We start from the raw sequence: 22,163 nt of genomic DNA on the forward strand, positions 1-22,163 counted from the left end.
TTCATCCCTGTTCATCAGGTTAAGGTCCACCTATGAGAGTCCTCGCGATCGTGCTCGCCGGTGGAGAAGGTAAGAGGCTCATGCCTCTGACAGCTGATCGAGCGAAGCCTGCGGTGCCTTTCGGGGGGATATACCGGCTCGTCGACTTCGTGCTGTCCAATCTCGCCAACGGTCACTACCTCCAGATCGTCGTGCTGACGCAGTACAAGAACCACAGTCTCGACCGGCACATCTCCCGGACATGGCGCCTGTCGGCGATGCTCGGCAACTACGTCACGCCGGTTCCCGCCCAGCAGCGCCTCGGGCCGCACTGGTTCTCCGGCTCCGCCGACGCGCTGTTCCAGAACCTGAACCTGATCTACGACGAGATGCCCGACCACGTGATCGTGTTCGGCGCCGACCACATCTACCGGATGGACCCCCGGCAGATGGTCGAGCAGCACATAGAGTCCGGGGCGGAGGTGACGGTGGCCGCGATCCGGCAGCCGCTGTCGCTCGCCGACCAGTTCGGGGTCATCGAGGCCGACCCGGCCGGGCGACGGATCGTCGCCTTCCGCGAGAAGCCGAAGGACGCGGTGGGCCTGCCGGACGCCCCCGACCAGGTGTACGCGTCGATGGGCAACTACGTCTTCAAGACCCAGTCGATGATCGACGCGCTCAGGGAGGACGCGCTCGACCCGACGAGCAAGCACGACCTGGGCGGCAACATCATCCCGATGATGGTGAAGTCGGGCAGCGCGGAGGTCTACGACTTCGCCGACAACATCGTGCCCGGCTCCACCGAGCGCGACCGGGGCTACTGGAGGGACGTCGGGACGCTCGACGCCTATTACGAGGCCCACATGGACCTCATCTCGGCGCACCCGGTCTTCAACCTCTACAACAGCCGGTGGCCCATCTACACCGGTCACGACCCGCTCCCCCCGGCCAAGTTCGTGCACAACGACGGCGACCGGGTGGGCAGGGCGATCGACTCCCTCGTCTCGGCGGGCGCGATCGTCTCCGGCGGCCTGGCGGAGCGCTCCATCCTCTCCCCCGGCGTGGTGCTGCACTCCCACTCCCAGGTCGAGGACTCGGTCCTGATGGGCAACGTGAAGGTGGGCCGCGGCGCGATCGTCCGCAAGGCCATCATCGACAAGAACGTGATCATCCCGGACGGCGCCAGGATCGGCTTCGACCTGGAGTACGACCGCAGCCGCTTCGCGGTGACCAGCGGCGGCATCGTCGTCATCGGCAAGAACGAGATCGTCGAACGCTGACCCGGCCTGACCTCCACCGGTCCCGCCGTGACGGCGGGACCGAAAACCGGGGTGCACGAAAACGCGTTGACGGAGTGAGTACTCACTCCGCAGAAGGTCATGTCCGACTGACCGTGAGCGTCGCCCGGGGGGGACGGCGACCGCGCCGCGCGACTTCTTGATCCGTACGGGATAGATTCTCCCGGTACGTCACACGACTCCCCCTCCCCGGCCTCCCGGGCAGGCCCCCCGAGTACGAGAGATCGCATGTTCGGCATCATCCGCCCCTGCGGCGAGCACTCCTGTCCGACGCTGCACCGAGCCTGGATGGCGCACCTGTGCGGGCTGTGCCTGACCCTCAGGGACGGGCAGGGGCACGCGGCCCGGCTGGCCACCAACTACGACGGCCTGATCATCTCGGTGCTCGCCGAGGCGCAGGGCCCGGCGGGCTCCCCGCACCGGACCGCGGGCCCCTGCGCGCTGCGCGGGTTCCGTCCGGCGGACGTGGTGGACGCGCGGGCCTCGGGCGTACGGCTGGCCGCCACGGTGTCGCTCGTCCTCGCGGCGGGCAAGCTGCGCGACCACGTGGCCGACGGCGACTCCGCGCCGGGCACCGGCGCGGCGCGCAGGATGCTGGCGGCCCGCTGGGAGGCGGCGGGGGCCCGGATGGGGGCCGGGATCGGGTTCGACACCGCCTCGCTGGCCTCGACGGCCGAACGCCAGATCGAGCTGGAGCGCGGCCGGGGAGTGACGCTGCTGGAGCTGACCGGTCCCACCGAGGAGGCCGTCGCCGCCGCGTTCGCGCACACCGCGACGCTCGCGGGCACCCCCGGCAACGCGGCGGCACTGGCCGAGGCGGGCCGGTTCTTCGGCCGGATCGCCCACCTGCTGGACGCCGTGGAGGACCGGGAGGAGGACGCGGCCCGGGGGGCGTTCAACCCGCTGACCGCCACCGGCACCTCCGTACGGGAGGCGCGGCGGCTGTGCGACGACGCCGCGCACGGCCTGGGACTCGCGCTGCTGGAGCTGGAGCTGGCCGACCGGCACCTGGTGGACGTGCTGCTGGGCACCGAGGTGCGGCGGGCGGTCGACAGGACGTTCCGCCACGCCTCCGGCGAAGATCACGGCCCCGCCCGCGGGACGTGCGCGAGCCCGCACGGAGAGCAGCATGGGGAGCACGACCGCCCTTCGGCGGGACACGACCACGTCCCCGGAGAGCACTTCCACGCAGAGGACAGACAGGATGCACCGTCCTCTCGCGGCGAGTCGGGCCACTCCTACGAGCGGCCCGGATTCGTCCGCAAGTCCGCCGCCGGGGTGGGGAGCCTGTTCACCTGCGGTCTCTGGCGGCCCCGGTGGAGCTCACGAAAGCATCGCTCCTGGGACGAGCGCTGCTATCTGAGAGGGTGCGACAGCTGCGGCTGTGACGGGTGTGACGGCTGCTGCGACTGCTGCAGGTGCTGCGGCAAGTGCGACGGGTGCGGCTGCGACTGCGGCGCCTGAGACTCCGGGAGCGGCCCGCCGAACGTCACGGACGGCCTCCGCCTCCGCCTCAGACCGGGTCGGGCCGGTCGCCGTCCTTCTCCCGGGCGCCGTCCCGCTCGCTCGGGTCGCCGCCCAGCCCCCGCGACATCAGGCCCGCGCCCATCAGCCCGGCGAGTGTCCCGGGGACGGCCGCGGACGGGGGCGGGGTCTCGACCCGGAAGCGGGGCAGCGCCTCGGGATACCTCTCGCGGACGAAGCTCACCATGTGCTCGCGCATGTCGCACTTGAGGTCCCAGGCGCTGGCGGAGTCGGCGGCGCTCATCAGGGCGCGCAGCTCCAGCAGCCCGTTGGGGAGGGTGTCGGTGACCTGGAGGGTCCAGTCCTTCTGGTCCCAGAGCGGGTGCTCGCGCAGCGCCCGGTAGAGCTCGGCGCGCAGCTCGTCCACCGGCACCGACCAGTCGACCCTGAATATCACGTGGCCGATCACCCGGCTGCTGTGCCGGGTCCAGTTCTCGAACGGGTTGGCCGTGAAGTAGGAGACCGGCAGGACGAGCCGCCGCTCGTCCCACAGCCGAAGCACCACGTAGGTGAGGCTGAGTTCCTCGATCCGGCCCCACTCGCCCTTCACCACGACGACGTCGTCCAGCCGGAGCGCGTCGCTGAAGGCAAGCTGGAGCCCGGCGAGCATGTTGCCCAGGGTCGACTGGGCGGCGATACCGACGACGACACCGGCGATACCGGCCGAGGCCAGCAGCCCGGCGCCGAGCGCCCGCACCTGCGGGAAGGTGAAGAGCATCGCGCCCAGCGCGACCACGATGATCACCGCGGAGGCGACCCGGCGGACCAGGGTGATCTGGGTGCGGATGCGCCGGGCCCTGCGGTTGCCCTCGCCCTCGACGGTGATCAGGCGTTCCAGCACCACGTCGGTGACCGCGTAGGCGGCCTGGATGACGAGCCAGGTGGCGCACCCGATCATCGCCAGGCTGAGGCCGCGGTCGATCGCCTGGCCGACCGAGGCCGTCGCCATGTCCGGCTCGTAGATGGTGTGGGCCGTCGCCACGGCGGCCGTGGCGAACCCCGGCCAGGTGCAGCGGCGCACGAGCGGACCGGCGAGAACCCATTTCTCACCGATCAACCGTGAGCGCAACACCCGTCGCACCACCTCCACCGCCACGACAGCGGCGGCAACGGAAACGATCATGATGATCCAGCTGGACACTTGCGGCGTCCCCCTCGACGTCTTTCATCCTCGTCGTTCTCTTGCCTGGATCACCAGCTAATCAGAAGGATTCGTCGAATGTGACATTCCCTTCCACGGCTATCTGGTAGGCCGAAACCCGCCGTTCGAAGAAGTTGGCCAGCTCCTGCACGTCCTGCAACTCCATGAACGCGAACGGGTTGGCCGTGCCGTACCGGGCAGGCATCCGCAGCCTGACCAGGCGCTGGTCGGCCACGTACTCCAGATACCGCCGCATCTGGTCCACGCTCATCCCGAGCAGGCCGTCGCCGCACAGGTCGGCCGCGAAGGCCAGCTCGGCCGCGACCGCCTCCTCGATCATCCGGGTCACCTGCTCGGCGAGCTTGTCGTCGAACAGGTCCGGCTCCTCTGCCCGTACGGTCTCCACGACACCGAAGGCGAACTCCATGTGCATGGACTCGTCGCGGAACACCCAGTTCGTCCCGGTGGCCAGGCCGCTGAGCAGGCCCCTGGAGCGGAACCAGTAGACGTAGGCGAAGGCCCCGTAGAAGAACAGCCCCTCGATGCACGCCGCGAAGCAGATCAGGTTGAGCAGGAACGCCCGCCGGTCCTCCCGCGTCTCCAGCCGGGTCAGCCCGCCGAGCGAGTCGATCCAGCGGAAGCAGAACTCCGCCTTGTCCCGGATCGAGGGGATGTGCTCGACCGCGGCGAAGGCCTTGACCCGCTCGTCGGGATCGGGCAGGTAGGTGTCCAGCAGGGTCAGGTAGAACTGGACGTGCACCGCCTCCTCGAACAGCTGCCTGCTGAGATACAGGCGCGCCTCGGGGGCGTTGAGGTGCTGGTAGAGGTTGAGGACGAGGTTGTTGGCCACGATCGAGTCACCGGTGGCGAAGAACGCCACGAGGCGGTTGATCAGGTGGCGCTCCTCGGGCGTCATCCTCGCCAGGTCGGCCAGGTCGGAGGTGAGGTCCACCTCCTCGACGGTCCAGGTGTTGCGGATCGCGGCCCGGTAGCGCTCGTAGAACTCGGGATAGCGCATCGGCCGCAGGGTGAGGTCCATGCCGGGGTCGAGCAACATCGGGATAGTGCCTTTCCGAAAGCTTTCAGGGAACCGGGGCGACGGCTACTGGCAGGCGTCGCAGTACTCGGGGTTCTCCAGGGAGCAGGCCACGGCCCCGGGATCGGCGACCGGCGCCGCCACGGTGGCCTGCGCGATCCGGGTGGCCGGGCGCGAGCGCAGGTAGTAGGTGGTCTTGAGACCCGACTTCCACGCGTAGGCGTACATCGAGGAGAGCTTGCCGATGGTCGGCGTGGCCATGAAGAGGTTCAGCGACTGCGACTGGTCGATGTACGGGGTGCGCGCGGCGGCCAGGTCGATCAGCGCCTTCTGCGGCAGCTCCCAGGCGGTCCGGTAGAGCTCCTTCAGGTCGGCGGGGATCTCCGGGATGTCCTGGACGGAGCCGTCGGCGCGCTTGATCGCGTCGCGGATCGGCGGGGTCCACAGCCCACGTGCCTGGAGGTCGCGGACGAGATAGCGGTTGACCTGAAGGAACTCCCCCGAGAGGGTCTCGCGCTTGAAGACGTTGGAGACCTGCGGCTCGATGCACTCGTAGCAGCCCGCGATGGAGGCGATCGTCGCCGTCGGCGCGATCGCGATCATCAGCGAGTTGCGCAGCCCGGTCCCGGCGATCCGCTCCCTGAGCTCCGCCCACTCCGCCGACCCCGCCGCCCCGTAGTGGTCGGGGTGCAGCACCCCGCCCGCGGCCCTGGTCTCCTCGTACGAGGGGTGACGGCCCCGCTCCACGGCCAGGTCTGAGGAGGTCCGGTAGGCGGCGAGCGCGATCTCCTCGGAGATCCGGGTGGACAGCTCCAGGGCGCGCGGCGAGTCGAACGGCAGCCGCAGCGTGAACAGCACGTCGGCCAGGCCCATCACGCCGAGCCCGATCGGGCGCCACCTCCGGTTGGCCGCCTCCGCCTCGGGGGTCGGGTAGAAGCCCAGGTCGATGGTGCGGTCGAGGAACCGCACGGCGGTGCGGACGGTCGCGCGCAGCCGGGCCCAGTCGATCCCGTCCCCGGCCTCCCCGGCCTCTCCGGACGCCCCGGCCTCCGCCGCCAGGTGGGCGGCGAGGTTGATCGAGCCGAGGTTGCAGACGGCGGTCTCCGCGTCGCCGGTGACCTCCAGGATCTCGGTGCAGAGGTTCGACAGGTGGATGACGTTCTCCGGCCTGGCCGTCTGGTTGGAGGTCCGGTTGGCCGCGTCCTTGAAGGTCATCCAGCCGTTGCCGGTCTGGGCGAGCGTGCGCATCATCCGCCCGTACAGGGTGCGGGCGGGGATCTGCCTGGTGAACCGGCCCTCGGCCTCGGCGGCCCGGTAGGCGTCGTCGAACGCGGCGCCGTACAGGTCGGTGAGGTGCGGGACGTCCTTGGGGTCGAACAGCGACCAGACCCCGTCGGCCTCGACGCGGCGCATGAACTCGTCGGGGATCCAGTTGGCCAGGTTCAGGTTGTGCGTGCGGCGGGCCTCCTCGCCGGTGTTGTCGCGCAGCTCCAGGAACTCCTCGACGTCGGCGTGCCAGGGCTCCAGGTAGACGCAGGCCGCGCCCTTGCGGCGGCCTCCCTGATTGACCGCGGCGACGCTGGAGTCGAGCGTGCGCAGCCAGGGCACGATGCCGTTGGAGTGGCCGTTGGTGCCCCGGATCAGCGAGCCCCGCGAGCGGACCCTGGTCCAGGAGATCCCGATGCCCCCCGCGTACTTCGACAGCCGCGCGACCTGCCCGTAGCGCTCGTAGATGGACTCCAGCTCGTCGCGGGGCGAGTCGAGCAGGAAGCACGAGGAGAGCTGGGGCCTGCGGGAGCCGGAGTTGAACAGCGTGGGCGAGCTGGGCAGGTAGGACAGGGTGGCCATGAGCGCGTACAGCTCGGCGGCCTCCTCGACGGTCTCGGACAGGCCGCAGGCCACCCGCAGGAAGAAGTGCTGCGGGCGCTCCAGGACCTTGCGGGTCCGCGGGTGGCGCAGCAGGTAGCGGTCGTAGACGGTACGCAGCCCGAAATACTCGAACCTGGCGTCGGCCTCCGGATCGGCCAGCGCGTCCAGCGCCCCGGCGTGGGCGGCCACGAACTCCGCGAGCCCGTCCTGGATCAGCCCCGCCTCGTGGGTCGCGGCGACGGACTCGGAGAAGTCGCGGACGCCGTGCTCGGCGGCCTCGTCGGCGATCAGCTCGGCCAGCATCGCGGCGGCGGCCCTGGAGTTGGCGGGATCGGTGATCACCCGTGCGGCGGCCTCGTCGATCGCCAGCCTGCGCCCGTCCAGCAAACTCCCGACGCCCCCGACACCGTCGCCGCCCGTCGAGGTCGCCACGCCCCCGACACCGTCGCCGCCAGTCACGGCCACCGCGTCCCCGACACCGGCGCCGCCCGCCGCGGCCACCGCGTTCCCGACGGCGCCCTCGCTCGTCGCGGCCGTCACCGTGCCCGCGGCACCCGCGACGTTCTCCGCGTCTCCGATGTCGCCGTCGTCCGTCGCGGTCCCCGCCGCGCCACCCGTCGCGGTCTCCGCCAATGCCTGTGTCACGTAGTGCCCCTCGCTCGATCGGACTTCCCCGTACGGCTCCGCCGGATGGGCACGCGTCCGCGAGCGATCCCGGGCACGCCGGATCGCCTCGTTCCGCGGGCCCTCCCACGAGGCCCTGGACAATCACGTCACCGGCAGGTCTTCGGACTCACGGGCGCACCACACACGCCTACCGGCCGTCGCTTCCCGGGCATGGCTCACCCAGTGCTCAATGACGGCTTTCGTTCCCGTTCACCGCTGCGGGGCAGTCCCGGAATCTCACCGGGTTCCCTCTTGCCTCGCCCCTCGCGGGGCGAACCAGCAACGAGCAGGATCCTACATCTAGGGGCGTCTGACGCAACTACCCCAACAAGTTGTGTCGGAGGACTTCAACAGTCCGAGCTCGTGCAGCACGCCGCGCGTGCGGGCCGTCTCGGTGGAGAGCCACTGGCGGAACTCGTCGCCGCTGAGGTAGACCCGGCTCCAGCCGTGGGACGCGCACAGGGCACGCCAGCGCGGCGCGGCGTCGATACCGTCACACAGGGCGATCGCGGCGTCCCGGTCCCCCGGGCTCATGTCCTTGGGGCCCAGCAGGCCGCACCAGTCGCTGTACTCCAGCCGGACGTCGACCTCCATGAGCGTCGGGGCGTCGATCCCGTCGATCCGGCCACCGGAGGAGACCACCAGGGGCCGCAGCCGGCCTGCGGCGATCTCGGGCCGCAGGGCGCGCGCCGACCCCAGCAGGGCCGCCACCCGGCCGACGTGGAGCGCCTCGGAGGCGTCCTCGGGGGCGAGGTATCCGGCGTACTCCAGCAGCCGGGTGTCCACCCCGAGACACTTGCCGATCATGCCGTAGAGCACGTGGTCCGAGCCGCCCTCCGACCGGCCGCCGACCGTCAGCTTCGCGGGGTCGTGCCGCAGCCGCGTGACGAAGTCCTCGAAGGTACGCAGGGGGGAGCCGGAGGGGACGACCAGGACCGCCCAGTCTCCGGCCAGGCGGGCGATGGGGGTGGCGGCGTTCACCACGGCCGCGGTGTTGGCGATCTCCGCGGCGGCCACCATCGGCATCGAGGTGACGAGCAGCCTGCCCTCGCGCGCGAAGGGGCCGCGGAAGACGCCGAACGCGTCGCGCGGGGCGGAGCCCAGGGCCCCCTGCCGCTCGACGGCCATCGCGGTGCCCACCAGCCCCGACTGGACCAGGACGGTCGCCAGCCTGCCCGCGATGCCGTCCCAGCCGTGGCCGTCGGCGGTCGATTCGAGGAGGAACAGGCGCTTCACCGCGGAATCGGGGCCGGTGTCCGTGCCGCACCCCGCGACGAGCACGGCCCCCGCCGCCAATGCGAAAAACCCCCTACGGCGCATAAGCGCCCCTTCCCCCAAGAACCCCCTATTCCATAGGTTACCTACCCATCACTTTCCGTGATGAAGTGGGGTATGCCGGAATTTCCGGCAGTCCATCACTCAGCCGCAGATCACCGGAAAAACCACCAAAAATCCGGATATCGGGGGCGGCTGTCTCCACGGGAGAGGAGCCCCGGAAGGCGTACCCCGCCCCCGGCAGACCGGAGACGGGAACGGGGACGGGACGGGGACGGGGACACGAGAGGAAGCGGGGTTCACTCCACCGTGACGCTCTTGGCCAGGTTCCTCGGCTTGTCGACGTCCCGGCCCAGCGCCACGGCGGCGTGGTAGGCGAAGAGCTGGAGCGGGATCGAGAGCAGGATCGGGTCCAGCTCGGTCTCGTTCTTGGGCACCACGACGCAGTCGTCGGCCAGCTTGGGGTCGGCCGTACGGTGGCCCACCATGAGCACCCTGCCGCCCCTGGCGCGGATCTCGCCCAGCGTGGTGAGGTTCTTGTCCAGCAGCTCGTCGTCGGGGACGATCGCCACCGTCGGCATGTCCGGCCCGATCAGCGCCAGCGGCCCGTGCTTGAGCTCGCTGGCCGGATACGCCTCGGCGTGCACGTACGAGATCTCCTTGAGCTTCTGCGCGCCCTCGCGGGCCACCGGATAGCCCCTGACCCGGCCCACGAACATCATGCTCGGCGACTCGGCGTACTTGCCGGCCAGCTCCTTGAGCTGCGGCTCCAGCGCCAGGATCTCCTTGATCTGGTCCGGCAGCCTCCGCAGGCCGTCGCAGATCCTGCGGCCGTCGGCGGGAGACAGGTCACGCACCCGGCCCAGGTGCAGCGCGAGCAGCGCGAAGGCCACGGCGGTCGAGGTGAACGCCTTGGTGCTCGCCACCGAGACCTCGGGACCCGCGTGCAGGTAGACGCCGCCGTCGCACTCGCGGGCGATCGCGCTGCCCACGGTGTTGACGATGCCGAGCACCCTGCCGCCCTTGCGCTTGAGCTCCTGCACGGCGGCGAGGGTGTCGTAGGTCTCCCCCGACTGGCTGATCGCCACGTAAAGGGTGTCGGCCTCCACCACCGGGCTGCGGTAGCGGAACTCGCTCGCCGGCTCCGCGTCGGCCGGGATGCGCGCCAGCTCCTCGATGAGCTGCGCGCCGATCTGGCCCGAGTAGTACGCGGACCCGCAGCCGATGATCTTCACCCGGCGGAACGAGCGGGTCTCCCGCGCGTCCATGTTGAGACCGCCCAGGTGGGCGATGTGGAAACGGTCGTCCAGCCGCCCGCGCAGCGTCCTGGCCACCGTGTCGGGCTGCTCGGAGATCTCCTTGAGCAGGTAGTGCTCGTAGCCGCCGGTGTCGTAGTGCCCCGCCTCCCAGTCGACGGTCAGCGTCTCCTTCGCCGTCTCCCGCGCGTCGCTGGCGAAGGTGTTGAACCCGTCGGCCCGCAGCACGGCGATCTCGCCGTCCTCCAGGTGCACCACCTGGCGGGTGTAGCGGACCAGCGCGGCGACGTCGGACGCGGCGAACATCTCCTTCTCGCCGATGCCCAGCACGATGGGGCTGCCGTTGCGCGCCACGACCACCTCGCCGGGACGCTCGGAGTCGATCACCGCGATCCCGTACGTGCCGACGACCCGCTTGAGCGCGGTCCGCACGGCCTCCTCCAGCGAGTCGGCCTCCTTGACCGTACGGGCGATCAGGTGCGACAGCACCTCGGTGTCGGTCTCCGACAGGAAGATCGCCCCGTCGGCCTCCAGCTTGGCGCGCAGCTCGTCGGCGTTCTCGATGATGCCGTTGTGCACGACGCCGATGCGCTCGTCGGTGGACAGGTGCGGGTGGGCGTTGACGTCGCTGGGCGCGCCGTGGGTGGCCCAGCGGGTGTGGCCGATGCCCAGGCCGCCCTTGAACCGCGCGGGCACGACCGCGGCCAGGTCGGCCACCCGGCCCTTGACCTTGCGCATCTTGAGGCCCTTGTTGGAGATCACCACACCGGCCGAGTCGTAGCCCCGGTACTCAAGACGCTGCAGGCCCTCCAGCAGGATGGGTGCCGCGTCCTTGGGCCCCACGTAGGCCACGATTCCGCACATGTAACCGCTCCTTATCCGTTCATCCGTAAACGATCGAGGTGCCGTCGTCCGCTACCCGTAGACGATGCGGCGAAGCTGTCGCAGGGAGAGTTCGGGGGCCGCGACACGGCGCACCGCCAGTTCGGCGGCGACCCTGGGGAAGATCTCGTCGTTGACCAGCCCCCTGGCCTTGAGCTCCGCGTGACGCCGCCGGACGAACTCGTCGACGGGCTCGGAGAAGTAGGCCAGCACGTCCGCGACGACCCGCGCCGCCTCGCCCGGACCGAGCGCGCTCGTCCGGGTCAGGTGGGTGATCAGATCCTCGTGCGGATTCCGTGCCGTGGACACAGAGCAGGACCATACGCATCCGGGAGAGAACACACCAAGTTTCCTGCCCGATTTCGGGCAGAGAATCTCTTCAACATCTCAATCCCGTCGCAACGCGCGACACTCGGTAATCTCTGATAACTCTAGGTAGTTACCAGAGGGGGAGGAACCGCTATGCACCGCCTGCCGGGGATCACCGTCGTCGCCGCGCTCACCGTCCTGGCCACGATCGCCGCACCCCCGGTCGCCCCGGCCTCGGTGCTCCCGGCCCCGGCCGTCCTGGCCTCGGTCCTCCCCGTCTCGCTTCTCCCGGTCTCGGTCGTCCAGGTCCCGGGCGCCCCGGTCTCGGGCGTCCCGGTCCCGGGCGTCCCGGTCTCGGTCGCCCAGGCGGAGGCCGTACGCCCCGGGGATCGGCCCGCCCCCGCCCGGAGCACGGAGCCTCCCGGCGCGGCGACATCGACGGCGGCGGGAACGGGGCCGGGGCCGGGTTCCGGCAGGCAGGCCGCCTTCACCGAGGCGGCACGGCGGTACGGGGTGCCGGAGAGCGTGCTGCTCGCGGTCTCCTACCTGGAGTCCCGCTGGGAAGACCACGGCGGGCTGCCCAGCGTCTCCGCCGGGTACGGCCCGATGCACCTGATCGACGGCCGGGCCGAACCCGGGCGCCCCCACGGCGCCGGGGAGGACCCGCGCGGCGACGAGTCCCGGCCACGGGTGATCGCCCTCCCGCCCATGGCGGCGGACCCGCCGGAGGACACCCTGCGACGGGCCTCGGAGCTGACCGGTCTCTCCCCCGACCGGCTGCGCGAGGACCCCTCCGCCAACATCATGGGCGGCGCCGCGCTGCTCGCCGACCACCGGCGTCGCACCGGCGGCACGGGCCCCGCCGACGACCCGGCGAGCTGGTACGACGCCGTGGCCCGCTACCCCGGCGTCCCGGAGAGGAGCACGGCGGGGAAGGATGCGGTGGACAAAGGGACGGCGTACAAGGGGACGACGGGCAAAGGGACGGCCGGCAAGGAGAGGGCCGACAGGGGGACGGCGTCGTCCTTCGCCGACGAGGTCTACGCGACGATCCGGTCCGGCGTCTCGCGGGTGACCGACGACGGCGAGCGGGTGACACTCCCCGCCACCCCGGGCCTGTCCACGCCCTTCAAACCCCTCACCCCCGCCACGCGCTCCGGCCTCCTCACTCCCGCCGCGCCTTCCGGCTCCCTCACCCCGGCCATACGCCCCGAACCCCTCACCCCCGCCACGCAGCCCCTCCCCTCTGCACGGCACTCCGGACAGTCCGACCCCCTCACCTCAGCGCGGCGCTCCCGACCGTCCGATCCGCGGGCACCGCTCCCCCTGGAACGGCGCGCCTCCCCCTCCGGACAATCCGGACCGTCCGAACCACCCGGATCACCCACCGCTCCCCCCACCCCCGGCCCGGTCACCCCGGTCACCCCCGGCCCGGTCACCCCCATCCCGTCGCCCGCTCCCGCCACGAGGACCCCCGCTCCCCCCAAGAAGACGCCCATGTCGCTCGCCCAGCGGCCCGCTCCCGTACCGGGCCCCGACTGCCCGAGGAGCGTCTCCTGCGAGTGGCTCCCGGCCGCCTACCAGCGGCTCCCCGGCGGCGGGTACGGCAACCACGACCGGTCCCCCGGCCCCCGGAAGATCGACTACATCGTGATCCACGACGGGGAGACGAGCTACGACGCCATGATCCGCCTGGTCAAGAACCCCGCCTACCTGAGCTGGCACTTCACCATCCGCTCCGCCGACGGCCACATCGCCCAGCACCTGCGGGCCAGGGACATCGGCTGGCACGCGGGAAACTGGTACGTCAACTCCCGCTCCATCGGCCTGGAGCACGAGGGCTACCTGGCCAGGGGCGGCGCCTGGTTCACCGAGGCGATGTACCTGGCGTCGGCCAGGCTGGTCCGTCACCTCGCCGCCAAGTACGACGTCCCCCTCGACCGGGCGCACATCCTGGGGCACGACAACGTGCCGGGCACCACCCCGGAGACCGTGAGCGGCATGCACGACGACCCCGGCCCCTACTGGGACTGGGCCCACTACTTCGAGCTGCTCGGCAGGCCGCTGCGCGCCTCGGGCGGCGAGGACGCGCGCTCGGTGCTGATCAGGCCCGACTACGGCACCAACAGCCCGGGATTCACCGGCTGCACCGGGGGGTGCCGCGCCCTGGGCGCCGCCTCGGTCTGGCTGCGCACGCGCCCCTCCGCCTCCGCACCCCTGGTCAGGGACGTCGGCAAGCACCCCACCGGCGGCTCCTCGTACAGCGTCTACGACCACGCCGCCCGCGCCTCCACCGGCCAGCGGTACGCGCTCGCCGAGCGCAGGGGCGACTGGACCGCGATCTGGTACCTCGGCCAGAAGGCCTGGTTCCACGATCCGGCCGGGGCCCCCACCTCCGTACGCGCGTCCGGCCCCCTGGTGACGCCCAAACCGGGCCGCTCCCCGGTCAGGGTGTACGGCAGGGCGTACCCGAAGGCGCCCGCCTACCCGGGGGGCGTTCCCGTGCAGGCCCTGGCCCCGCTGCAGTACTCGATGCCCGCCGGGCAGGCGTACAGCTCCGGCGAGACGACGCGGGCCTCCTACCTCAGGGCGGCCGCCTTCGACCCGTCCGATCATCGTGTCGTGACGGGCGGGATCCGTTACCGGCAGATCCAGTTCGGGCACCGGATCATGTTCGTCCGGGCCTCCGACGTCCGGCCGGTCACCAGGTGAGGATCTTCGGCAGCCCGTCCGGTTGCGCACATCCGCCCTGCGGAGGCGCTAGAGTTTTCACGTGCCCCGGAGCGTTTTCCGGGGTCACGCGGAAGTGGCTCAGTGGTAGAGCATCACCTTGCCAAGGTGAGGGTCGCGGGTTCGAATCCCGTCTTCCGCTCCGGCGGGTCCTCAGGGGCCTGACCGGTGGAGTGGCCGAGAGGCGAGGCAACGGCCTGCAAAGCCGTCTACACGGGTTCAAATCCCGTCTCCACCTCAACGCACGACCATCGGACCCCCAGGGATCCGGTAAAGTAGTGCGAGCGCGGAGGGGAAACCCGAAGCCGAAACGCGGAAGTGGCTCAGTGGTAGAGCATCACCTTGCCAAGGTGAGGGTCGCGGGTTCGAATCCCGTCTTCCGCTCTGGTTCACCCGAGGACGATTAGCTCAGCGGGAGAGCGCTTCCCTGACACGGAAGAGGTCACAGGTTCAATCCCTGTATCGTCCACCACCGCCCATAGCATCCACGGGCCGACCAGGTCAAACGGCCGCCAAAGTCCCACCTCAGGGGCCTTGGCGGCCTTCTGATTTCTCTGGCTCGTCACCGTTGATCGGCGTTGTCCCCCGTCTCGGCGCTGCCATCGTGCTGGCCCTTGACGCCTTCCATCTGCACCAAGTCGCTTGACTACCTCGGCGCCGGCGTTCAACCTCGGGGAGCGTACAAGCTCATGCATGCTTCCAGTACAGGAGACCCCCATGGCGCTACGGTTCTACGGCAAGGGCGGCAGTGAGCAGAACAGTTGCCCCTCGGTCTCGGTCGATGAAGCGGACGGCAGTCTCGTGTTCGTCGGCTGGCCGATCGAGGACCCGGACGTGATAGCCGAGATTCAGACCTACAGTCACATCGAGGCCGATGAACGAGCGTTCCGGGTGCCCTCCGAGCTGCGTAAGAGCATTTGGGAGGCATTGGGTGGCCACGACCCTAAATTTGACTGAGCTGTTCGAGAAGACCCAGCGCTCGGTGACGCACTTGGAACTGCGCGACACCTACGGCACCGAAAGCCAGGGCTACCGCGCATGGCGTGAGGGCGTTCCCATAGAGGAGATCTCGCGGTACGACTACCTCACCCCTTGGGTGGACATGATCAGAGGGCACGTCGCCCGAGGTGTCACCTTCCGTCGCGCCAGGGTGATCTCCGAGCCGGTCAGCGACTACATCCGTTACGAACATGCCGTTACCCCCGCTGCCAACCTGGCCGGAGGTGAGCAGGTGCGATGGCTGCCTCGGCCTCGGGCGTCCGATCTGGCGCTGCCCGGTAGCGACTTCTGGCAGTTCGACGACGGCCTGGTTTGCTTCATCTTCCAGACTGGTGACGGCGACCCTGCGGGTTCCGAACTGTCCGAAGACCCTGCCGTGGCCAAGTTGTGCGCCTCGGCCTTCGAGGCTGTCTGGGGACGGGCCGTCGACCACGCGGAATACAACCCCGCCTAACGTCCACCTCACCGCACACGTGTCCACCTCACCGTCTACCAGCGCCCAGCAAGCCCGTCAGGCCATCGCTGACCGGCTGCGTGAGATTCTGCGTGACTCGGGTATGACCGCTCGGGCGTTCGCCCGGCAAGCCGGATGGGACGAGACCAAGTGCTCTCGTCTCATCCACGGCCGGACCCCACCTTCGGATGAGGACATCCGTACCTGGTGTCGGATCTGTGGGGCCGAGGATGAGATCCCCAACCTCATCGCCGCTTCCCGTAACGCCGACGCCGCCTATGTGGAGTGGCGCAGAGTCCAGCGCAGCCAAAAGCGCATGCAGGAACTACGGCTTTCGCTGTACGAAGAGACCAGCCTGTTTCGCTTCTACTGCTGCAATGTCATCCCCTGGCCGTTGCAGACGCCTGGCTACATGCGGGCCCTCATGACGAACTTCTCCGCGTTCCACGGGGCGGCCACCGACATCGAGGAGGGTGTCCAAGCGCGGGTGGCGCGACGTCGCTTCCTGGCGGGGAACAGCCGCCGCTGCGCCATGCTCATTGAGGAGTCGGTGCTGCGCAACCGAATCGCGGACGATGACGTGATGGTTGAGCAACTCCGCTACGTGATGCCCGCCATGCGCCAGCCGAATCTGTCCTTGGGCATCATCCCGATGTCCGCGCGCCGGAGCCAGGTGGTGACCGAAACCTTCTCCATCTACGACGATGCCCGAGTGTTCGTCGAGCTGGTCTCAGCCGCCGTCACCGTCACCCAACCACGCGAGATCGACTTGTACGTCAGGTACTTCGCCGAACTGGCGACTTCTGCTGTCTACGGAGAGGAGGCGCGCGTACTCATATCCGCAGCTATCGAGGCCCTGGAGTAATTGGCGTACAAGTTCGTACAGGTTCGTTGAGCCGTGGAAACCCCCGCTCCTACTGTCTGGGTTATGACATCCGGACAGACAGTGACAGAGGCCCACGCCGGGGGGCACGAGGACGACGAGACAGCGAGACCTGCCGGGCAGGCGCCCCCTGAAAGGTTGAGTGATCTCGCACGGCTGGTCAGGGCGCAAGGCGTACGTACGTCGATCGTGCACCGGGTGGGGCTCCGCCTCTACGGGCATCGGCCTGACCCGTTCCCGCGAGACGACCGCTTCGAACTGGTCGTCCGCGGTCGCGACGGCGGGGAGGTGGCGACGGTGACCGTGGGGGACCGCTCGGGCTGCTTCATGGTCACGCTTCCCACGGTCGCGGCCGGTTGCCGGCCGGTCAGCGCCGGCCGGCCGCAAGCGGTCGTGGACCTGATACTCGCGGCGCTTCCGAAGGATGCGGCATGACACCGGAGCCGCCGGAGTTCGACGTGGTCGAGAACCCGGACGGCGCTCTTGGAGCACGCCGCGAGGACAGTTCCGCGAACGCCCCGGCTGACGTGACCGCGTCGACGTTCCGGGACCTTGAGCTGGGGGGCCTGGCCGCACGGGTGGCGTGGACGCTCAGGCCGGGCGGGGAGACGGGATGAGCGGCGACGCACCGGCACGGCTTCGTGTCCCCTACGTCATCGCGCATGCGGGGGAAGCCCTGCCGCAACGCCTGCGGTTCGCCCGTCGCCCGCTCGGCGGGCTGCGGCTCGCCTACGACGACCCGCGCCGAGGCGATGTCGTACACGGCGTGCTTCGTGCCCGCGTCCTGAACAACCGCCGGGGAGCGCCGCAGTGGCGCAAACTCAACACACTGCGCCAGTGGCGGTGCATGGAGAAAAACCTGTGCCAGGTCTGCGGCCTGGACGCGACCGACCCCGACACCGGACGCATCCCCTGGATCACCACCGCCACCGCTTTCCGCGACATCCCCGACGTACCCAACAGCGGCTACACCAGCGCACCCGCCACCTGCCGGGCCTGCATCCCCGAATCACTCGGCATGTGTCCCCGGCTTCACGTGTCGTCGGCCGTCCACACCGTGGCCCGCAGCGAGCCCGCCGCCGTCCTGGCAGACATGTTCACCCCCGGCCCGGACGGGCGACCCGTCCACACGGGAGAGCACAACGTCCTGGTCGGCCTGAACGAACCGGCCCTGCTTCGCAACGCGCTCGCCACCCAGCTGATCGTCCAGCTCCACGACCTCCAGCCGGCGCTTCACCTGGCGAACCGAAGCTGAGGGCGAATCCGAGATTCCCCAGGGCGATCCTTTCCCTGGAGGCCTCCCCCTGACCGCCACCTGCCGATCACCGGTTTCCGCCGGGCGGTAGAGCCGCGGGGGCTCGATCTGCCGCAGTCCCAGGTCGACGAGAAGTGGACGCCCTTCTCGCGCCGGTTGACGCCCCGCGAGCGGTCGTCGTTCCATGGGGACCTTTGCCACATTTCGGCGATAACGCCATATATATATGAGAAATATTCGGCTAATAGGGGCGCCTGTCGCAGCGGCGACCTCGAATTTCGGACTTAATTCGCGTTCGCGAGAAAAGATCATAAACCCCAAAACAACTGTGACTCACCGAGCGTCTCCCCACCTCAATCTCCTCGCGTGAGTAACTGTGGCCGGAATCTGCCACTCCACCTGCGTCCGAGGTCTTGCGCCCCTCCTGTCATCAATGGTTAGGTCGCTTACATGACGAGCGGGCCAACGTATACGGCGGGCGGAATTCAGCTCGAAACAATCGCGGTTCGTCCACGAAGAGCCTCCTCCAGACCCTGATCGTCGGCGACATCCTCGCCGGAGTGATCCAAACCGCTCGAACAAGGCTTGAACAGGGACAGCGCAGCCCCCTCACACCCTCCCCACCCTCACCGATCAACAATCCCTCCTCGATTTGGACCGTTCCAAGTCTCCGGAACGGCCCGGCGGCGGCACGAATTCCGCCCCACGTCCCCAGATGCCGGGGGCCTCTTTCCCGCACGACACACCACCGCAGATCACGCATTTATTCACGAGAACCCTCATGTGATCGCCCGGGAGTTCAATTAACCATGCCCGAACTCCTGTCCAGGCGCGATCATATGGACGTTCTCGACGCCGGATCGTTTGGAGCCTCCTCCGTGACGAGTTCGCTTTCCGATGTCCAGAGTCCCTTTCCAGAGCCGATGGCCCAAGAGCCGTCGACCGGCGAAGGCCACCGGTCGCCCGCACCGGGCCTCACCGCCGCCTTCGACCCCGAGCGTTTCCACGACGGCGCCGTCGACATCGTCAGCCGCCTGACGACGTATCTGGGCGACCGGTCGGTCCGCGGGCTCGACCTCCTCGATCCGGCGGTGCTGCTGAAGGCCGCGCGGGGGCTGATGACCCCCGAACGACAGCGCGTCGCCGACTTCGACGCCGACCGGGTGAACCAGATCGTCGACCTCTACACCGGGACCGGCATCCCGGTCTACTCACCCGGCTACATGGGACGGCAGTTCTCCGGTGTGGTGCCGCTGGCCAGCCTCATGGACCTGGTCGGCTCGGTGGTCAACCAGCCCTCCTCCTTCTACGAGGCCGGGCAGCTCCCCAGCGTCGCCGAGCGGCTCATGGCCGAGGAGCTCAACCGGTTCATCGGCTGGGACCGCGACCGGTTCGCCATGGTGACGACCTCGGGGGGCTCCTTGGCCAACCTGACCGCGCTGCTGGCCGCCCGCAACCGCGCCTTCCCGCAGATCTGGACGCGCGGCGCCGGAGACATGTCGGGCCCCCCGGCCATCGCGGTCAGCGAGGAGGCCCACTACAGCGTGACCCGGGCGGCCGGGGTGCTCGGCATCGGCGAGCGGCAGATCATCCGGCTCCCGGTCGACCGGGCCGGGCGGATCCGCCCCGATCTGGCCGGTCCGGCGCTGACCGAGGCGCACCGGCGCGGCCTGCGGCCGTTCTGCCTGGTGGCCTCGGCCGGGACCACGTCGATGGGCGCCTTCGACCCGCTGGAGGAGCTCGCGGCCGTGGCACGCCGCCACGGGCTCTGGCTGCACGTGGACGGGGCGCACGGGGCGAGCCTGCTGCTGTCGGACCGGCACCGCGACAGGCTGCGCGGCATCGAGCAGGCCGACTCGCTGACCTGGGACGCCCACAAGATGCTGTTCATGCCGGCGCCGTGCACGCTGCTCTTCTACCGCGACGGCACGACGGCGCGCGGCGCGTTCCGGCAGCGCGCCAGCTACGTCTTCGACGAGGAACCGGACGTCTACAGCGCCTACGACAGCGCGGACAAGAACTTCGAGTGCACGAAACGCCCGATGATCATGCCGCTCTGGACGGTCTGGTCGGTCTACGGCCCGGCGCTGTTCGCGCAGCGGATCGACCGGCTGTGCGCCATGACCCGGCAGGCGTACCTGATGCTCGCCGCCGAGCCGGACTTCGCCGTGGCGCACGAGCCGGAGTCCAACATCCTGTGCTTCCGCTACCTGCCGGACGGCCTGGAACAGGCGACCGCGCACCGGTTGCAGCTGGAGATCCGCAACCGGATCCGGGGCGGCGGGCGCTTCTTCATCTCCAAGGTCGACATCGACGGGGTGGCGGCGCTGCGCGTGGTGGTGATGAACCACCTGATCGACGCCGACCACCTGGCAATGCTCATCGCCGAGATCAGGGACATCGGGCAACGGGTGCTGCGCGCGAGCGTCGCGACCCGGCACGACCAGCAGCGGAACGGGAGCCATTCATGACCATGACGGATCTGGACATCGCCACCTCGGCGGAGCTGGCGGCACGGCTGATCCCCGAGGAGGAGCTGCGGCCCCGCTCGGTGGACGACGTCACCCGGCTGCCGTCGTTCGCGGGGAGGCTGGAGGAGTGCGGGCGGCTCGCCGGGGTCCCCTACTGCGAGGCTCCGCTCGACCTCCAGAACGCGCTGGTGTTCCGCCGGCTGCAGCAGCTCGTCGGCGTCGCCCTGCTCAACCCGCTGTGGCGCGAGCGGCTGCACTACTTCGGGATCCACGACGCCCCCGCCGACATGTCCGAGTGGGAGCGGATCCCCCTGTCGGACAAGACCGTGCAGCGGGACATGTTCATGGGCGCGCGGGCCGGGATGGTCGTGCCGCTCGACCACGGCGGGTTCGAGGTGGTGGCCAGCGGCGGCACCGGCGACGGCATGCCCCTGGAGATCGTCTACTCCCTGCGGGAGCTGCGCGACACCTACCGCATCGCGGGGGCGTTCATGGGCGCCTACCAGCTCGGCCGCTATCTGCGCGGCCCCGCGCCGCGCTGGCTGTTCACCACCCTGGCCGACTACCAGATGTGGAGCAGCGGGACCATGGTCGGCGGCGTCCTGTCCCACGTCCCCGAGGTCAACTACATCGGCGCGGGGCCGGTGAGCGCGCCGGTGCTGGAGCACATGTTCTCCTACCCGGGCCACAAGGCGCTGATGGGCATCACCGCGGGCATCGCGCTCCTGCCCGAGCTCGGCGCGGGCCTGTCCCCGCACGCCAGGGCGAGCTTCCGGGTCGCCATGTACGGCAGCGGCTCCCTGCCGCAGCGCAAGCGCGACGAGCTGCAGGCGTTCTTCCCCAACGTGTCGATCCTCAGTTACTTCGCCGCGACCCAGGCCGAGTGCGTCGGGCTCCAGCTCGACCACACCTCGCCGGCGCTCTCGGCCGTACCGGGGCTGCACCTGGTGGAGATCGTGGACGAGCAGGGCCGCGCCGTCGCCGAGGGCGAGGAGGGCGAGCTGGTCGTCACCCGGCTGCACGCCGACGAGACGCCGCTGCTGCGGCTCAAGCTCGGCGACCGGATGATCCGCCGTCCCGCCCTGAACGGGCCGGGGCTGCGCACCGAGCGGTTCGAGTTCGCCGGGCGCACCGCCGACGTGCTGCATCTCAACGACAGCCAGTACTCCGCGACGCTCGCCTACGCCGCCCTGCGCGCGCGGCTGCGCTCGACGACCGGCGTCGACCTGGACCTGGTCGCGCACGAGGTCCAGTTCCACAACCACCGCGAGGACCGGACCCTCACCCTGCTGGCGGCGGTGGACGACGCCGAGGGCACCACCGCGGCCGTCGAGCACGCGCTCGGCCCGAGCGGGATCCGGCAGCTGTTCGCCCTGGCGCTGCCGAGCTCCCTGTCGCTCTTCAACGACCGGGAGGCCAACGCGGCCGCCATCGAGCAGACCGGATACGGGTTCCGGCTGGTGTTCGTGCCCCCCTCCTCACCGCAGATCGAGCGGACCACCGTCGGCAAGACGCCGCTGGTGCGGGACCGGGGCTGAGCACGCGGTGGCCCGTACGCCCGAATGACATCCGACAAGGGAGGATCGATGAAACAGAGGATCAGCATCGTCGTGATGGTCGACGCCGTGGGGGCGTTGTCCGACCGGACGCTGCACAACGGCAATCTCTCGCTGGTCGACGACAGCTCGGCGGGGAGCAGGCACCAGGGGACCCCCGACCTCGTCACGGCGGTGGTCCCGGGGCAGGTCGTCCAGTGGACGCCCATCCACGTGGACGTGCAGACCCCGGTCGAGATCCAGGCCATCGAGTTCCTGTCCGGTGCGGCCGTCCCGTCCCCGGCCGGCCAGGCAGGTCAGGTCGGTCAGGCCGGCCACGCCGGATCGTCGAACCAGGCGTCGCATCCGGCGAATTCCTCCGCGGTCCCGGCACCCGGTGTCGTGTCCGCGCCACGGGTCGACGCCACGGGTTCCAACGGTTTCGAGAACCACGACCTGCTGGTGTGGGAGGGAATCGTGCCCTACGACATGACGCCCGGTGTCCCGTACCGGTACCGGCTCTCCGTCAGGCTCCACGAAGGACCCAACAGCGTGCTGCACATCGACTCGCCCGCGCTGCTGCGCGTGTGAGACACGTTCT

The 22,163-nt window shown here is 69.9% G+C and carries 18 protein-coding genes, 4 tRNA genes and 1 riboswitch; of the genes, 16 read left to right on the forward strand and 6 right to left on the reverse strand.

Translation table 11 applies throughout. The features are described 5' to 3' along the window. Window positions 1–32 precede the first annotated feature (32 nt). A complete protein-coding gene (glgC, locus tag ABT053_RS01735; protein ID WP_350966885.1) occupies window positions 33–1,259 on the forward strand; it encodes a glucose-1-phosphate adenylyltransferase in 1,227 nt (408 codons plus the stop codon). Window positions 1,260–1,505: 246 nt separating this feature from the next. Continuing rightward, a complete protein-coding gene (locus tag ABT053_RS01740; protein WP_350966886.1) occupies window positions 1,506–2,741 on the forward strand; it encodes a DUF5685 family protein in 1,236 nt (411 codons plus the stop codon). Window positions 2,742–2,790: 49 nt separating this feature from the next. Here ABT053_RS01740 and ABT053_RS01745 read toward each other — a convergent pair whose 3' ends face one another. The 6 genes from ABT053_RS01745 to ABT053_RS01770 all read right to left on the reverse strand — a co-directional run bounded on the left by ABT053_RS01745 (window position 2,791) and on the right by ABT053_RS01770 (window position 11,235). After that, window positions 2,791–3,924, reverse strand: coding sequence for a mechanosensitive ion channel family protein (locus ABT053_RS01745; RefSeq protein ID WP_350966887.1), 1,134 nt, complete (start codon window positions 3,922–3,924; stop codon window positions 2,791–2,793). 79 nt (window positions 3,925–4,003) lie between these two features. Beyond that, on the reverse strand, window positions 4,004–4,999 hold the full coding sequence (locus ABT053_RS01750; protein WP_350966888.1) for a ribonucleotide-diphosphate reductase subunit beta: 996 nt from the start codon (window positions 4,997–4,999) through the stop codon (window positions 4,004–4,006). A gap of 45 nt (window positions 5,000–5,044) precedes the next feature. After that, on the reverse strand, window positions 5,045–7,492 hold the full coding sequence (locus ABT053_RS01755) for a ribonucleoside-diphosphate reductase subunit alpha (protein WP_350966889.1): 2,448 nt from the start codon (window positions 7,490–7,492) through the stop codon (window positions 5,045–5,047). 116 nt (window positions 7,493–7,608) lie between these two features. After that, window positions 7,609–7,809: riboswitch (cobalamin riboswitch) on the reverse strand. 4 nt (window positions 7,810–7,813) lie between these two features. Beyond that, window positions 7,814–8,749, reverse strand: a complete 936-nt coding sequence (locus ABT053_RS01760) for a tripartite tricarboxylate transporter substrate-binding protein (RefSeq protein WP_350966890.1) — start codon at window positions 8,747–8,749, stop codon at window positions 7,814–7,816. 338 nt (window positions 8,750–9,087) lie between these two features. Next, window positions 9,088–10,908 carry a glutamine--fructose-6-phosphate transaminase (isomerizing) gene (gene glmS, locus ABT053_RS01765; protein WP_350966891.1) on the reverse strand — a complete coding sequence of 607 codons (1,821 nt, stop codon included), beginning with the start codon at window positions 10,906–10,908 and terminating at the stop codon, window positions 9,088–9,090. A 51-nt stretch (window positions 10,909–10,959) separates the two neighbouring features. Continuing rightward, window positions 10,960–11,235, reverse strand: a complete 276-nt coding sequence (locus tag ABT053_RS01770) for a hypothetical protein (protein ID WP_344743159.1) — start codon at window positions 11,233–11,235, stop codon at window positions 10,960–10,962. Window positions 11,236–11,388: 153 nt separating this feature from the next. On the opposite strand from ABT053_RS01770, the gene ABT053_RS01775 reads away from it, so the two are divergent. From ABT053_RS01775 to ABT053_RS01840, 14 genes are all read left to right on the forward strand, one after another. Then, window positions 11,389–13,947, forward strand: coding sequence for an N-acetylmuramoyl-L-alanine amidase (locus tag ABT053_RS01775; protein WP_350966892.1), 2,559 nt, complete (start codon window positions 11,389–11,391; stop codon window positions 13,945–13,947). 88 nt (window positions 13,948–14,035) lie between these two features. Then, window positions 14,036–14,107, forward strand: a tRNA-Gly gene (locus tag ABT053_RS01780). Window positions 14,108–14,132: 25 nt separating this feature from the next. After that, window positions 14,133–14,203: transfer RNA gene (locus ABT053_RS01785), tRNA-Cys, on the forward strand. 74 nt (window positions 14,204–14,277) lie between these two features. Next, window positions 14,278–14,349: transfer RNA gene (locus tag ABT053_RS01790), tRNA-Gly, on the forward strand. A 13-nt stretch (window positions 14,350–14,362) separates the two neighbouring features. Further along, window positions 14,363–14,437: transfer RNA gene (locus ABT053_RS01795), tRNA-Val, on the forward strand. 245 nt (window positions 14,438–14,682) lie between these two features. Beyond that, entirely contained in the window at window positions 14,683–14,922 is a 240-nt protein-coding gene (locus tag ABT053_RS01800) for a hypothetical protein (protein ID WP_329429265.1), read from the forward strand. Further along, window positions 14,897–15,418, forward strand: coding sequence for a DUF6879 family protein (locus ABT053_RS01805; RefSeq protein WP_350966893.1), 522 nt, complete (start codon window positions 14,897–14,899; stop codon window positions 15,416–15,418). Before ABT053_RS01800 ends, ABT053_RS01805 begins: the two co-directional genes overlap by 26 nt. A gap of 19 nt (window positions 15,419–15,437) precedes the next feature. Next, window positions 15,438–16,283, forward strand: coding sequence for a helix-turn-helix domain-containing protein (locus ABT053_RS01810; RefSeq protein WP_350966894.1), 846 nt, complete (start codon window positions 15,438–15,440; stop codon window positions 16,281–16,283). 156 nt (window positions 16,284–16,439) lie between these two features. Beyond that, window positions 16,440–16,736, forward strand: a complete 297-nt coding sequence (locus tag ABT053_RS01815; protein WP_350966895.1) for a hypothetical protein — start codon at window positions 16,440–16,442, stop codon at window positions 16,734–16,736. Then, on the forward strand, window positions 16,733–16,918 hold the full coding sequence (locus ABT053_RS01820) for a hypothetical protein (RefSeq protein ID WP_350966896.1): 186 nt from the start codon (window positions 16,733–16,735) through the stop codon (window positions 16,916–16,918). Before ABT053_RS01815 ends, ABT053_RS01820 begins: the two co-directional genes overlap by 4 nt. Further along, the gene (locus ABT053_RS01825; protein ID WP_350966897.1) at window positions 16,915–17,556 is read left to right on the forward strand and encodes a hypothetical protein; all 642 of its coding nucleotides are present in this window, start codon (window positions 16,915–16,917) and stop codon (window positions 17,554–17,556) included. Before ABT053_RS01820 ends, ABT053_RS01825 begins: the two co-directional genes overlap by 4 nt. A gap of 923 nt (window positions 17,557–18,479) precedes the next feature. Further along, on the forward strand, window positions 18,480–20,027 hold the full coding sequence (locus ABT053_RS01830; protein WP_350966898.1) for a pyridoxal phosphate-dependent decarboxylase family protein: 1,548 nt from the start codon (window positions 18,480–18,482) through the stop codon (window positions 20,025–20,027). Then, complete coding sequence (locus ABT053_RS01835) at window positions 20,024–21,565, forward strand: phenylacetate--CoA ligase family protein (protein WP_350966899.1); 1,542 nt, start codon at window positions 20,024–20,026, stop codon at window positions 21,563–21,565. Before ABT053_RS01830 ends, ABT053_RS01835 begins: the two co-directional genes overlap by 4 nt. Before the next feature lie 48 nt (window positions 21,566–21,613). Next, window positions 21,614–22,153 (forward strand): DUF8788 domain-containing protein, encoded by a 540-nt coding sequence (locus tag ABT053_RS01840; protein WP_350966900.1) that lies wholly within the window; start codon window positions 21,614–21,616, stop codon window positions 22,151–22,153. Window positions 22,154–22,163 lie beyond the last annotated feature (10 nt).

The sequence above is a fragment of the Streptosporangium sp. NPDC002524 genome (assembly GCF_040295985.1).
GTDB lineage: Bacteria > Actinomycetota > Actinomycetes > Streptosporangiales > Streptosporangiaceae > Streptosporangium.

Bases quoted from the DNA above. Each gene is read 5' to 3' on its own strand.
- glgC (WP_350966885.1), top strand. From the start codon at position 33: ATGAGAGTCCTCGCGATCGTGCTCGCCGGTGGAGAAGGTAAGAGGCTC.
- ABT053_RS01740 (WP_350966886.1), top strand. From the start codon at position 1,506: ATGTTCGGCATCATCCGCCCCTGCGGCGAGCACTCCTGTCCGACGCTG.
- ABT053_RS01745 (WP_350966887.1), bottom strand. From the start codon at position 3,924: ATGATCGTTTCCGTTGCCGCCGCTGTCGTGGCGGTGGAGGTGGTGCGA.
- ABT053_RS01750 (WP_350966888.1), bottom strand. From the start codon at position 4,999: ATGTTGCTCGACCCCGGCATGGACCTCACCCTGCGGCCGATGCGCTAT.
- glmS (WP_350966891.1), bottom strand. From the start codon at position 10,908: ATGTGCGGAATCGTGGCCTACGTGGGGCCCAAGGACGCGGCACCCATC.
- ABT053_RS01775 (WP_350966892.1), top strand. From the start codon at position 11,389: ATGCACCGCCTGCCGGGGATCACCGTCGTCGCCGCGCTCACCGTCCTG.
- ABT053_RS01800 (WP_329429265.1), top strand. From the start codon at position 14,683: ATGGCGCTACGGTTCTACGGCAAGGGCGGCAGTGAGCAGAACAGTTGC.
- ABT053_RS01820 (WP_350966896.1), top strand. From the start codon at position 16,733: ATGACACCGGAGCCGCCGGAGTTCGACGTGGTCGAGAACCCGGACGGC.
- ABT053_RS01825 (WP_350966897.1), top strand. From the start codon at position 16,915: ATGAGCGGCGACGCACCGGCACGGCTTCGTGTCCCCTACGTCATCGCG.
- ABT053_RS01830 (WP_350966898.1), top strand. From the start codon at position 18,480: ATGGCCCAAGAGCCGTCGACCGGCGAAGGCCACCGGTCGCCCGCACCG.
- ABT053_RS01835 (WP_350966899.1), top strand. From the start codon at position 20,024: ATGACCATGACGGATCTGGACATCGCCACCTCGGCGGAGCTGGCGGCA.
- ABT053_RS01840 (WP_350966900.1), top strand. From the start codon at position 21,614: ATGAAACAGAGGATCAGCATCGTCGTGATGGTCGACGCCGTGGGGGCG.